At 38.8% G+C, this 13,415-nt stretch carries 12 protein-coding genes; 7 read left to right on the top strand and 5 right to left on the bottom strand.

From position 1 onward, the window contains the following. Window positions 1–17: 17 nt before the first annotated feature. The 6 genes from B0X70_RS13305 to B0X70_RS13280 all read left to right on the top strand — a co-directional run bounded on the left by B0X70_RS13305 (window position 18) and on the right by B0X70_RS13280 (window position 7,607). Window positions 18–1,544: a 4-hydroxyphenylacetate 3-hydroxylase family protein gene (locus B0X70_RS13305; RefSeq protein WP_217469553.1), complete on the top strand. Its 1,527-nt coding sequence runs from the start codon at window positions 18–20 to the stop codon at window positions 1,542–1,544. A gap of 202 nt (window positions 1,545–1,746) precedes the next feature. Then, a complete protein-coding gene (locus B0X70_RS13300; RefSeq protein ID WP_217469552.1) occupies window positions 1,747–2,787 on the top strand; it encodes an aromatic ring-hydroxylating dioxygenase subunit alpha in 1,041 nt (346 codons plus the stop codon). A gap of 25 nt (window positions 2,788–2,812) precedes the next feature. Beyond that, window positions 2,813–4,168, top strand: a complete 1,356-nt coding sequence (locus B0X70_RS13295; RefSeq protein WP_217469551.1) for a diaminobutyrate--2-oxoglutarate transaminase family protein — start codon at window positions 2,813–2,815, stop codon at window positions 4,166–4,168. A 24-nt stretch (window positions 4,169–4,192) separates the two neighbouring features. Further along, window positions 4,193–5,497 carry a SidA/IucD/PvdA family monooxygenase gene (locus B0X70_RS13290; protein WP_217469550.1) on the top strand — a complete coding sequence of 435 codons (1,305 nt, stop codon included), beginning with the start codon at window positions 4,193–4,195 and terminating at the stop codon, window positions 5,495–5,497. Between the two features lie 140 nt (window positions 5,498–5,637). Beyond that, on the top strand, window positions 5,638–6,243 hold the full coding sequence (locus tag B0X70_RS13285; RefSeq protein ID WP_217469549.1) for an FMN-binding negative transcriptional regulator: 606 nt from the start codon (window positions 5,638–5,640) through the stop codon (window positions 6,241–6,243). 875 nt (window positions 6,244–7,118) lie between these two features. Next, window positions 7,119–7,607, top strand: a complete 489-nt coding sequence (locus B0X70_RS13280; RefSeq protein ID WP_217469548.1) for a hypothetical protein — start codon at window positions 7,119–7,121, stop codon at window positions 7,605–7,607. Between the two features lie 807 nt (window positions 7,608–8,414). Here B0X70_RS13280 and B0X70_RS13275 read toward each other — a convergent pair. Then, on the bottom strand, window positions 8,415–8,780 hold the full coding sequence (locus tag B0X70_RS13275; RefSeq protein WP_036775906.1) for a helix-turn-helix domain-containing protein: 366 nt from the start codon (window positions 8,778–8,780) through the stop codon (window positions 8,415–8,417). A gap of 263 nt (window positions 8,781–9,043) precedes the next feature. On the opposite strand from B0X70_RS13275, the gene B0X70_RS13270 reads away from it, so the two are divergent. Further along, window positions 9,044–9,550 (top strand): hypothetical protein, encoded by a 507-nt coding sequence (locus B0X70_RS13270; protein WP_336246290.1) that lies wholly within the window; start codon window positions 9,044–9,046, stop codon window positions 9,548–9,550. Between the two features lie 158 nt (window positions 9,551–9,708). On the opposite strand, the gene B0X70_RS13265 is transcribed toward B0X70_RS13270, so the two are convergent. From B0X70_RS13265 to B0X70_RS13250, 4 genes are read right to left on the bottom strand one after another with little or no spacing between them, the layout of a single operon-like run. Then, a complete protein-coding gene (locus tag B0X70_RS13265) occupies window positions 9,709–10,503 on the bottom strand; it encodes a heme ABC transporter ATP-binding protein (protein WP_217469547.1) in 795 nt (264 codons plus the stop codon). Further along, on the bottom strand, window positions 10,503–11,504 hold the full coding sequence (locus tag B0X70_RS13260) for a FecCD family ABC transporter permease (RefSeq protein ID WP_036775903.1): 1,002 nt from the start codon (window positions 11,502–11,504) through the stop codon (window positions 10,503–10,505). The genes B0X70_RS13265 and B0X70_RS13260 overlap by 1 nt, the downstream gene beginning before the upstream one ends. Then, window positions 11,501–12,322, bottom strand: a complete 822-nt coding sequence (locus tag B0X70_RS13255; RefSeq protein ID WP_040149855.1) for a heme/hemin ABC transporter substrate-binding protein — start codon at window positions 12,320–12,322, stop codon at window positions 11,501–11,503. The genes B0X70_RS13260 and B0X70_RS13255 overlap by 4 nt, the downstream gene beginning before the upstream one ends. A 1-nt stretch (window position 12,323) precedes the next feature. Continuing rightward, entirely contained in the window at window positions 12,324–13,391 is a 1,068-nt protein-coding gene (locus B0X70_RS13250) for a hemin-degrading factor (RefSeq protein ID WP_217469546.1), read from the bottom strand. Window positions 13,392–13,415 lie beyond the last annotated feature (24 nt).

Raw genomic sequence — 13,415 nt, 5'->3', positions numbered from 1 at the left:
TTATAAGGAGTAATAGTATGGCAAGTGTTGATAAGAATGAAATGATGACCGGTGAAGAATATCTTAGTAGCTTAGATGATGGACGTGATGTATTAATATATGGGCAAAAAGTGCGTAATGTTACGACACATAAGGCATTCCGCAATAGTGCTTATTCGATATCTAGACTCTATGACGCGTTACATAATTCAGATTCTCAGGAGATATTAACCGATATTGATCCTGACGGCTATCGAACGCATCGGTATTTCATGCCGTCCAAGTCCGCTAAGGATTTATTAAAAGCACGAGATGCCATAGCACATTGGGCAAAATTAACCTATGGATTTATGGGAAGAACACCAGATTATAAAGCAGGGTTTACGGCTACGTTGAGTTCAACTCCTGAAATATATGGTTCGTTTAGTGATAACGCTCTGTCTTGGTATCGTAAAAGTGCGCGGAAGGTACTATTTCTTAACCACGTATTGGTTAATCCCCCTGTTGGCAGGGCTAAGAATGTTTCAGATATGCGAGATATTTATTTGCATGTCGAAAAGGAAACTGATGCGGGAATCATTGTCAAAGGGGTAAAAATGGTTGCGACGAGTGCGGCAATTTCAAATGCTACCTTTGTTGCACAAAACAGTGCCACTCATTATGAGAAGGGCAGGGAAGAGGATTTTGCTCTGTGTCTTATAGTGCCGATGAATTCCCCTAATTTAAAAATAATATGCAGAAAATCGTATGAATTGGCGGCATTAAGCCCGTTTGATAATCCTTTATCGAGTCGTTTTGACGAAAATGATTCGGTCTTGATTTTCAATGACGTTTTTGTTCCGTGGGAAAATGTATTGATTTATCGAGATATAGAGAGAGCACGAAATTTCTATTCAGTATCTGGTTTTCTTAATCGTTACCCTTTGCAGTCAGGCACAAGATTGGCCGTTAAAATGGATCTGATATGTGGGCTGTTTGCTAATGTTTTGAAATCCAATGGTTCAGATCAATTCAGAGGAGTCAGAAGTCATTTGGCTGATATTGTTGCTATACGCAACCTAATGTGGTCGTTAACAGAAAACCTTTGTCAAAATCCTGAAAAAAGAGATGACGGTTCTGTAATACCTAAATTGGATGCTGCCACAACGGTGAGATATTTCAGTACTCAAGTCATGTCACAGTTAAAACCTATATTCAACACGATCTTGGGAGGCTCGCCTATTATGCAAGTTTCAAGTTGGTTGGATATTGAAAATACGGAGATTAGGCCACTGATTGATTGCTATTATCAGGGTACTGACCAATCCGCTATTGAACGCCAGAAACTGATTAAACTTCTTTGGGATGCATTAGGCAGTGAGTTCGCCGGGCGTCATGAACTATATGAACATAATTATGCCGGTAATCATGAGCAAATTCGCCTTGATATGCTGAAACATTGTGAAGCTACTGGAATAATGGATCAATGTAATGATTTAGTGAGTCAATGTTTATCTGACTATGATTTGAATGGTTGGGTAGATAACGGTTGGCGCTTTGATCCTAATAATATAGAAACATTATAGTCATATTATTTAAATCGTATTTCTATCAGCATTATTACACTATTTAAACTCCTATTATAGCCTATGGATTTCAAGTTGCATCGCGACGGCAAGGGAGCGAATCCCCGGGAGCATAGATAACTATGTGACCAGGGTGAGTGAGTGCAGCCAACAAAGAGGCAGCTTGAAAGATAACGGGTATATATTAATGGTGGAGGTTACGATGTTGTATTCAGGAAAATGGAATAGAGAGGAGCTTGATTATTGTGCTTTAAATAATCAATGGCATGTTGTTGCAGATTCTAAGGAGGTCAAAAATAATCGACCAAAAGCGATTCGTTTATTAGGTGAAGAATTGGTGCTTTGGCGAGATAGTGAGAATAAAATACATGCATGGAAAGATTATTGTGGACATCGGGGCGCTAAACTATCATTAGGTTGTATTAAAAATGGGAATATTGAGTGTCCATATCATGGATGGCGATATGACGCTAAAGGGAATTGTACTTTTACACCCGCTCATCCGAATAATATCCCACCTTCGTCAAAAAGATTGATTTTCCGTCACTATGCAGAAGAAAAATATGGTTTTATATGGGTAAGCCTGTTAGAACCATTGCGTCCTATTCCTTTCTTCCCTGAATGGGATAAGCCCAATTTCAGGAAAGTGGTTGCAGGCCCTTATTATTATAAAGCTAATGCGTTAAGGTCATTGGAAAACTTTATAGATGCCTCGCATTTTCCTTTTGTTCATGCCAATCTTAACGGCTTGCCTGATGCTCCAGAGGAGATAAAGAAATATACTGTTAATCAAGATGATCGTGGGCTTCATTCTTCTGAAATTAGCGTATTTCAACCTTATGGCGACCATCGGGGAATACCGGTTACTGCACGTTATTGCTACTCAGTACTCAATCCTACTACGGCTTATTTTGAGAAAAAGACCGGGGATATTGAGCGTTTTTGTACTTTCTTCAATGCGACTCCAGTTGATGAAGATGAATGTATTATATGGCTGATTGTTGCAATTAATTTTGGTCATGATCTCACATTGGAGCAGATACTTTCCAGACAAGATACTGTATTTGAACAAGACAGAATTATTGTTGAATCTCAACGACCAGTAAGATTGCCGCTTGATCCACGGCAAGAAATGCATCTCAGTAGTGATCGAATGGGGTTGGAATACCGTCGATGGTTAAAAATATTGGGGCTTAAAGCACGTGAAGTCATTCTCTCAGAAACAAGAGAATCTGATTTTTAATTTCCTATTTAAAAAAGGTATTAGAATGAATAATGATTTTAGATTATATCGACTTGTCGATCGCGAATCTAATGCGCGTACTTATTCGCGAAATATAGACAAGGTATTAAGTAAAGGGAAATTGTCTTATGTATATGACAATGAAAATAAAGAATATATTGACTGTTTAACTTGTGCCGGCGCTTTACCACTTGGACATAATCATCCTTTTGTAAAGCAAAAAGTTATTGAGTTTTTGGAGTCTGGTCAATTACAGCAGGCTTTAGATATAGCAACCCCTGCGAAAATTAATTTTGTTGAACAGCTTTATCAAATATTGCCTCAAAGCTTTGCACATCAAGCAAAAATACAATTTTGTGGTCCAACGGGGACTGATGCGATAGAAGCAGCGTTAAAATTATTTAAAACAGCTACCGGGAGGCGTTCTATTATTGTATTTCAGGGGGCTTACCACGGTATGACTCATGGCGCACTTTCTTTGATGGGTAATTTGACGCCAAAGAGATCTGTGACAGGGCTTTCTGCTGAAATTCAGTTTCTACCTTATCCATATACTTTTCGTAGCCCCTTTGGTGCAAATACCAGTGTCAGCGAAACGGAGCGCTTGAGTCTTGTAAGCCTGGAAAATCTCCTTAGTGATCCAGAAAGTGGTATAACCAAACCCGCAATGGTGTTGGTTGAAGTTATTCAGGGGGAAGGTGGCTGTATTCCGGCGAGTGCTAATTGGTTACATCAGATCCGGGAAATAACCGCGCGACATGATGTTCCTCTGGTTATTGATGAAGTACAGACAGGAATTGGGCGTACGGGTGATATGTTTGCTTATGAATTTGCTGATATTACGCCTGATGCGATTATTCTTTCTAAAGCGATAGGGGGAGGATATCCGCTTGCTGTGCTTCTCTATCGAGACATATATGATCAGTGGTTGCCGGGTGCACATGCCGGTACATTTCGGGGTAATCAGATTGCTTTAGTCAGTGGCGCTGCTACCTTAGATTTCATCCAGCGAGAAAATCTTCTCGATCAGATTAACTATACAGGTAATCTCCTGAAAAACAGATTGCTTGAATTACAAGATGATTATCCTGCTATTGGTGATGTGCGTGGTCGGGGGCTTATGTTGGGTTTAGAATTAATTGATTTAAATTCTCCTCCTGATGCGCTTGGGCATCCTCTAGCTAATGGAAAATTAGCTCAAATGGTAAAAAAGTGTTGTTTTGATGCAGGCTTAATTATCGAGAGTGGAGGACGGCAAAGTGCTGTTTTGAGGATGTTGCCTCCTTTGATCATTACTCCTCAAGACGTAAATAATATTGTAGAGCGTTTAAGAACAGCATTTTCTATTGCTTGCTCAAACTATAATTATCAGCCATCGTGAAGCAAAATAATTTAAGGAGAGATTATGAAAAACTCTTCATCAATTTATGATATCTTGGGTATTGGATTTGGGCCTGCTAATATTGCTTTGTCTATCGCTTTAGAGGAATTAGCCCCGCATTTTTCAATCCGGTTTATTGAACGTCAACAAAGCGCATGTTGGCAGCCAGGAATGATGTTGCCAGGATCTGATATTCAAAATCATCCGTTGCGTGATTTGGTTACGCCAAGAAATCCCAAAAGTCATTATTCGTTCACCAATTTCCTTTATGAAACTGACCGATTATATCAGCACCTTAATTTACCTTTACATTATCCTTTGCGTTTAGAATATGCGCAATATATAAGTTGGGCGGCGAATTTTTTCAATGATCAGGTTGATTACGATTGTGAGGCGACAGAGATTTTTCCTGTTCTGGATAGCCAAAATGAATATATAGATCATTATTGTGTCAATACCGTTAAAGGAGATATCTATAGAGCGAGAAGTATTGTCCTTGCTCCCGGCCGTACTCCTTTCATACCTGAACCTTTTAATCAATTGAAAGATGCGCGTGTTGTTCATCTTAACCATTATTTGCCTTCATTAGATCAGGCTAGGAAATACAGTAATTCTTTAAGCGTTGCGGTTATTGGCGGCAGTCAAAGCGCAGTAGAAATTCTATTACATGCAAGTACCCAAAATGATATCAAAAGACTCGTTGGCGTCACCCGGAATTTTGGATTTCGGCAGAAAGATACGAGTCCTTTCTCTGATGAGGTTTATTTCCCTGAATTTGTCGATACATTCTATGAAGCTACGCCGGAGAATAAGGCTCGCCTTCGTCGAGAATTGGTACATACGAATTATTCGTCGGCAGATATTGATGTTTTGAATCAACTGTATATTAAACAGTATGAAAATAAACTGTCACATCAAAATTCAATGCAGATATTAACTTGCAATGAAATAGTTGATTGCCGGAGTATTTCAAATGGTATACTGCTAAAAAGTCGAAACTTTATTAATAGCAATGAATTTGAAGAGTGTTTTGATTTAGTTGTACTTGCTACTGGATTCCTTGATTTAGGCACTGGAGAACGCCAGGAACTTTGTCCTAAATTATTATTACCTATTAAGAAATTACTGACCAATCAGGGAGATATATTGTCTATAGGAAGAGATTACAGGGTGCAATATTTGACGAAGGGAGATTTTACCCCTATTTATTTAAATGGATTGTGTGAATCGACTCATGGTATGGGTGATGCTGGTTCATTCAGCTTACTTGCGTTGCGTTCTAAAACAATTGTCGATTCGTTAAATCAATATCTATCCCGAACCAGATGAGTATAAGGAATGTGCCTAACATTTTGTGCTAGAAATGATTGAATTGTCTATTGAGAGTAAAATATATAGTATTAAGGGTGGAAATATTATTTAAATAGACGTTGAAATTAATGAAGAAAATTTAGAGGATAATTAATATTATGAAAACTTTCCCGTTCCATTATCATGAATTCATTTGCAAAAATGTAGAATTATTATGGCGATTTATTGATGCATATCCTCTGGCACTAATAACGCGTTACATGAATAATGGTTTTATTACCAGCCATATTCCTTTATTCCAAGGTGTTGATAAGATGTTATTCGGGCATACAGATCGTCGTAATCCTATGGTTAATGATCTCGTTTCATTTGAAGCTCATATTGTATTCATGGGACCATCCAGTTATATCCCTCCTGAAGCTTATAAGAATAGGCAGTTGCCTACGTGGAATTATACCGCAGTACATATGGATGCCAGTATTGATATTATTGTAGAATCTTCAATGAATTTAAATATTTTGCTAGAAACGAGTGAGCGTTTGGCTACTAGCAAAGATTCTTTCCGACCAAATAAGGAAGATCCTCGCGTAGTTAAGAATTTACCTGGAATTCTGGGGCTGAAAGTTGTACCGAAATACATTGAAGGTCGTTTTAAATTATCTCAGGATAAACCATTCGTTGATCATGAGTCAGCTATGCAGTGGCTGTTAGATAATAATCCATCGGAGTTTGATTCATTAATTAAAAGTTTAATCAATGGTTAGCGTTATTTTTATGATAAAAGAATAAATAATATATTAATAACAATGAGGGTTATCATGCCTATAGTAAAGATAGACGATATATTTAAACGGTAGTGCCTTGCCAGAAGCGCTATTATTATAAGATACGGTTTAAGACCTGTAAATTTATGACCACTTTTTTCAAGATATATGCTAATGGCGTTAAAATTCTAAAATAGAATAAAGGAGCAACGCCGAGTGGAGGTGCTATTTATAATTCAACCATCACTTCTACTAATATTGCGACTTACACATGGTCAGTTGAATTTACCATCAAGTGGTGAATAGTGAGTCGGATTATCCATTAGAGATATCTGGCTCATTTTATTTTTTGACATTTTTCCTGATGTGGTGGCTGTTATTCAACCGGCTATTGTGATTTTTAATAGCTGATCTGATTTCGATGCGAAATATCTCGCTCTATTGCTATAACTATGTGAATCTTAGATTATCTATCAGTTATATTTTCTATCTTGAATTTTATTTTGATCTTATAATTACGGATCACTATTATTAGGAGGATTTTTTCTTTACTGTATGTTTAATGTAAATAACACAATATATGAACCATGTAGCACTAGGCTAAAAATAGAAAAACATACGGCAATCTAATTTGTTATTATAAATTAATGTTGAATGCTTATTTTTTTTAGTTTTGATTTTCTTTGGTGTTTTATTGACGCACTATTGGTTCTGCACTATTTTTAAAGTTGAAAAGTGTGTTCATTTTTTATAAGTTTATGGATTATGATGGTTGAATAATGGATGTTCAGTAAATCAGTTAAGTTTTTTAGTTTAATATGAATTTCTATGTTTATAACTTGGTGTGAGTTTAACCTTATAAGGAATAATATATTATGATTGATCAAAACAATTCTAATAATATAGTTGCACCTAATGTAACGATTTCTGATGTAACTGTGTCTTCCATTCAAATTGCTCCAGAGATAGCCAGAAACAATGTTCATGTAATAATTGTTGATGACAAAGGCGCTTCACGGGATTTTCTTTTGGATAATTCTGATGGTGGTTATCAAGGGAGTGGTAGTTTAATAGCTTTGATTCTTGCACATCTTAATTCAAAGAAAGTCACTATTAGAACTACCGGATATGAATATAATAAACATGGATATATCAACGGTGTATTAATTAAGGAGGATAAAGGGTCTGGCGGCGGAACTGGCGGCGGAACTGGCGGCGGAACTGGCGGCGGAACTGGCGGCGGAACTGGTGGCGGAACTGGTGGCGGAACTGGCGGTGGAACTGGCGGCGGAACTGGTGGCGGAACTGGTGGCGGAACTGGTGGTGGAACTGGTGGTGGAACAGGCGGCGGAACTGGTGGATAATAAAGGACGGTAAAAATTAGGAATGATAGAAGTGAGAATTCCTGTGGAAAATATTATTCGCTATTATTTACGTTAAGGTATTAAAAGTCTATCCCATTAAATTATTTTATTTGCCATTTTAAAATTTGGCCGTATTCAAACTGTCAGCAAAATAATTCCCATTGGGATAAATAGTTAATTGGAATTAATTTCGAATAAAAACCCTGATGTTTAACCTTCAGGGTTTTTACTTCTTAATGGCTGAACAGATACTGAATTTGAGGAAAAAGGTACTTATAAATCCCTGATATATATTTTTTCAGTTTTGTTTTGTTAGGTTATTAAATGTTATTGAAAGGTATTTGAATTAATACTATTTAATAAATAAGGATATACATTGTCTAAAAATAGGCAATATAGTGTTTTTATATTTTTGATTGTATTTTTTTATGTTTTCTATCCGCTTGCTGGTTAGATAAAAATATTTCATATTATGATTTATATGAAAATATTTTCATTTTTAAATTATACTAATTTAGTTTATTCGCAGTGTATTAATAAATCCGAATGAATTTTATTATCATTTAATAGAGTTATTTTTTGAATTCATTTATGCTGGTATATGTAGTGATTTTCCTGTAAGACTTATGGAAATTTGTTCTCCGTTTCTAGGAAATAACGTGGAGTTAACCAATAGTTATCTGAAAAGTCCTTATTTGGTTCTTTGAACAATTAGGACGTTAATGAATTCAGATAGCATAGAAATTAAATGGTCAATAAAATATTGACCATTAGGGAATACTATCAATAAGGTTATTATGGACTCGGTTATTGCTTATGATCTAAGAAGTACATTAATTCAGGTAGATTGCCATTTTCTCTGAATCTGGCAGGCGTGGTATTAAAGTGTTTTTTAAAGATCCGAGTGAATGTTGCCTGAGAGCTGAACCCATACTGTAAGGCGATATCAAGGATTGGTAAGTTTTCTTCACGTAGAGATCTTGCTGCTTCATGTAAACGCCGTTTGCGAACATATTCACCTAGGGTATAGCCTTTCACTTCTTTAAACACTCTTTGTAGATGCCACTTTGAATAACCGCTTTTGTCAGCAATGGTCGCTATTTTTATACCTTCGTTACGTTCGAGCTGAGTTTCGAGCCATCTGACAATATCATTTACTACATTTTCTGACATTTTCACCTCCCACTAATGGTGGGCTAGTTGCTAAAACATTAGATTTCGTTAGTTATTTTCATAAGGATAATAACGATGGTTACTAATGTGTGTATTTTAAAATAAATCCGGGATATCTATAGGCAAAAAGTGCTATTTATAATTGATAATTATTATCATTTGTGCAAATTTCCTTTGTTTTAATAATAATTAGCATCAAATGATCTTCACTAATTTATTTAAAACAGTATCATCGTTCGTCATTTAATTTAATGGAGGTTGTAATGCAATCGGACTTGATTTTTTTAACGAAAAAGTTGGCATTTTTTGTTCTTTATGCTCTGATTTTAACTATAGTTATAGGCTTACTCTTTGTTGATGTTATCTATTTGCAGAATGCGGTAAAGGAGAACTCAGTAACTGAAATTTCTCAGGAAAGTATACTGTTTGTTATTTCTGCTGTATTTCTATTAGAAGCAAAGAAGAATTGTCAATTACGTCCCGCATTAGTCTTGATATCAGGTTTTTTTGCTTGTTTATTGATAAGAGAGCTGGATGCTATTTTCGATGAAATATTTCATGGCGCCTGGGCGTGGATTGCTATTCCGTTAGCGCTAATTTGTATTTTTTACGCTGCTTATAAAGGCAGGGATACGTTGGTTGGTCTTGTTCATTTTACCCGCCATCAAAGTTACGGCATGATGGTTGCGGGTATTTTGTGTGTACTCGTTTTTTTCCCGTTTGTTTGGTATGGGAGAATTATGGAAAGGTTTGATGCTCGAAAATTTTGATCGAACAGCAAAAAACATGGTTGAGGAAGGGTGTGAATTTCTGGGTTATTGCTTGTGTTTGATTGCAACTTTTTGGTATCTGCCCGATGCAATAAAATTTCGTAAGTGAAAAGTAAGACAGGCAAGAGATTGAAATAATTTGCCTGTCAGATTTGCTGTTATTGCCTCAAATAAATCTGAGGTTGCTGAGTTTCAGGATGGAGGGTAATACCAAGATCTGCTTGGTACCATTTTCTCAGAGTATGATCATTTAGTACCTCTTCTGGTGTACCCGCAGCGACAAGCTTCCCTTTATGTAACAGAAAGATTTTATCTGCATAGAGAGCAGCAAGATTCAGGTCATGTAGAACACAGCACATAGCCATAGGTTGTTCCCGCGTTAGTCGGTAAAGCAGGCGCAAAGTATGTTGCTGGTGGTAGAGATCCAGGGCTGATGTCGGTTCGTCAAGAAATAAACAGCATTCTATTGGTGTTGGATACCAAAGTTGAGCCAGGACGCGAGCGAGTTGTACTCTTTGCTGTTCACCACCGGAGAGTTGCCGGTAGTCGCGGTGACGTAACTCCTGGCAGTCCGTTTGCTCAATGACGGTATCGATCGCTGTCTGTTTATGATGTGTGCCATGAGGAGAACGTCCCATAGCGACCACTTCTTCCACACTGAAAGGGAAGGAGAGTGAGTTATGTTGACGCATGACGGCGCGAGTACGGGCTAATTGTTCCGCCGGCCATTGCTCAATGGGTATTCCATGTAAATAACATTGCCCATGTTCAGGTTTTATATATCCCGTTAATAGTCGCAATAATGTGGATTTCCCAGCGCCATTTGGCCCAATGATGGCGACAATTTCGCCTTTATTTACCGAGAGCGAAACATTATCAATTATTTTCTGGTTGCCAATTGAGTAGCTTAAATTCTGTGCTTGCAGAGAAATATTGTTTTTTATGGCATCCATTATGCACGGTTCCCCGGTTGTTTGAGTATCAACCATAGAAAATATGGACCGCCGATTAAACCAGTGATAAGGCCAACGGGCATTTCTGCCGGGGAGACCAATGTTCTTGCCAGTGTATCCGCGGTAAGCAAAAGAGAAGCTCCGCCTAACGCAGCACCAGGAAGCAGCCAATTATGATCACCGCCAAATCGCATTCTGATCAAATGTGGGACAACTAGCCCAACAAATCCAATAACGCCACTTAATGCAACAGCACTGCCAATAAGCAGGGCGCTGAGTAGTAATAACTGGAATTTAGTGCGCTGGACATTTATACCAAGATAGTGGGCCTCTTCATCTCCTAATTGCAGTAAATTCAGTTTGCGGGCCTGGCTGAAAGTTAGGATAGTGGCGGGAATAATTAAAGAAGCGGTAATTGCCAACGTCGGCCACTCTATTTGGCTGAGTGAACCCATCATCCATAAGGAGAATTGGCGTAGCTGTTGATCGTCACTGATATAGCTCAGGACGCCAATAGCAGACATACAAAGGGCATTGATAGCAATCCCGGCGAGTAATAAGCGGGCCAGATTTCCGTAGTTATATTTATTGAGTGAAAAAATCAGTAATGAAATTAGCAGGCTGCCAATAAAAGCAGCGATAATATGTCCGTACATAGCAATTGCAGATGGCAGGCTAACGGGCAGAACAATTGCCATTGCAACCATCAGTGCGGCTCCACTGCTGATACCTAGCAGACCAGGATCAGCCAGTGGATTGCGAAATAATCCTTGCATTACAGCGCCGGAAGCCGCTAAAGCACAGCCAACCAGTATGGCTAATAGCACCCTTGGCAATCTGATATTAAGCCAGATTTGCCACTGGGGATCACTAATGGAAGATTCCCATAATGTCTTGAAAGATAATGATAATGCGCCAATATTGGCAGAACCGATAGCCAAGCCGGATAATATCAAACAAAGAAACGCTAAACCCAATCCCGGAGACTTCATACGGCTCATTGAGTCTTCTCCGCCGCCTGTCTGAGTTGTTTCATTACTGAGGGGGTTTCGAGGCCAAAACCGAGTAGCCCCATATCATCTACAATTAAAACCTGTTGTTTCTGGCCGGCAGGGGTATGTTTCAAGCCGGGCAATTGCCAGATTTTATCCAAACCGCCCATTGATTTAATCCCATCTTCCGTTACCAATAGCAGATCTGGTGCGCTGGCAATAACACCCTCCTGGGAAAGTGGACGATAATTATTGAAACCTTGCATGGCATTAGTGGCGCCAACAGCGCGAATCATTTTGTCCGCGGCGGTTTTTTGCCCGGCGGCCATTGGCATGATACCCCCGTGACTCATGACAAACAGAATACGGGTGGGCAATGTCGTTGTCGGTATTTCTGCCAGCGATTTTTGATATTGCTGAATCAGTTGTTCACCGCGTTCAGCCTGATTGACCGCCTTAGCGACGGTCTTAATTTTTTCAGGAATGGCTTCTAACGCTGCTTTTCCGGTTATCTGAATAACTTCTACGCCAGAATCTTGGAGTTGCTTAAGTGCCAGTGAAGGTTTTGCCAACTCACTGGTTAGAACCAGTGTCGGATTCATAGAGAGAATACCTTCAGGGTTGAGCATTCTCATATAGCCGACATCGGGTAAAGTAAGCAATTCGGTTGGTTTCTGGCTGGTGCTGTCTCTGGCGACAACTTTTTCACCTTCACCAAGTGCAAAAACAATTTCAGATACATCGCCACCGATAGTGACGATCCGTTCAGTGGAAAAAGCACTGGACGATAATACCGCAAGGGCAAATGTCAGAAGCCATTGTTTCATGCTATACACTCTTCCTGTTTGATTGCAGTTTTGGCAGAGCAGCTATTTGCTCACGCCACTGAGTTTGTTCAGGAGTGCCTTCTGTACGCTGACCAAACAGTTGAGCAATTTGGTTGCCATTAGCATCAAATAGCTCAAGGCTAGTGACAAAACCATCCTCTGTTGGCTTACGAGTTACCCAGCTCTCAGCGATAGCACTCTCTATTAAATGTAGTGTGAAATTGCGGTTAAAGATATTAATCCATTTTTGATCTGAGTTTTCTTCCTGATGTGGCACCAGTCGTTCCAGCTTTCCGGTGAAAATTTGTACGCAGCCGTGGTTGCTAACGAAAATCATGATTTCATTCTGATCGTTATAAGCGGTGTTGATGAGCTCATTCAGCGCAGAATTTTCCACCTTGTAAGCCAGATCATCCTGTACCGCATTGAAAACTTGCTGGCGGTTCAGATTATGACGTTTAAGTAACGTAAAGAATTGATGAACGTTAGTCATTGCTCGCCACTCTTCATCAAGCTGGGCTTTCAGTTCATTTGTTACGGTTGAATAGGTGGTTTCTTCTATAGGTTTGATGACCAATTCAGGGTTGTCTTCTGTCTGGTATTTTTCAATCAGCGCTTCCCAGGCTGCCATATTAGTATTGTTTGTTGCATAAACTTTATGCAATGCATCACCCTGATGATCAAAAAATTGAATGCTATGGCGCATACCATTTTTTGCGGGTTCAACCAGATAAAATATACTACTCCAAAGTTCAAAGAATATCCGCAAGTCGAGTTCACGAGGATTCAGGACTAGCCCTGCATGGCTGTTGAAACGTGTATTTTCATAACGGCCAATCTGTTCATGAACAGCAAAATCGTTGCGGGTGATCGCTTTAGTTTCACCAACAATAGCTAACTCTTCCAGTAAAGTTGGGGCGTCAACGTTAAGGCGTTTGGCATCGATGCCAACGCGGCTATGCAATAATTCACCTTCACTGACATTCAGATAGGCAGCTAAATCACGGGCATATTTGGCCTTATTATCAGTTTTGGCTTGCAAGTAACGTTCATAAAGTGACGAATTCACAGTTTAACTCCTTGAAATATATTT

The organism is Photorhabdus akhurstii (genome assembly GCF_019090985.1).
GTDB lineage: Bacteria > Pseudomonadota > Gammaproteobacteria > Enterobacterales > Enterobacteriaceae > Photorhabdus > Photorhabdus akhurstii.
This window is presented reverse-complemented; position numbering and strand designations above follow the sequence as displayed.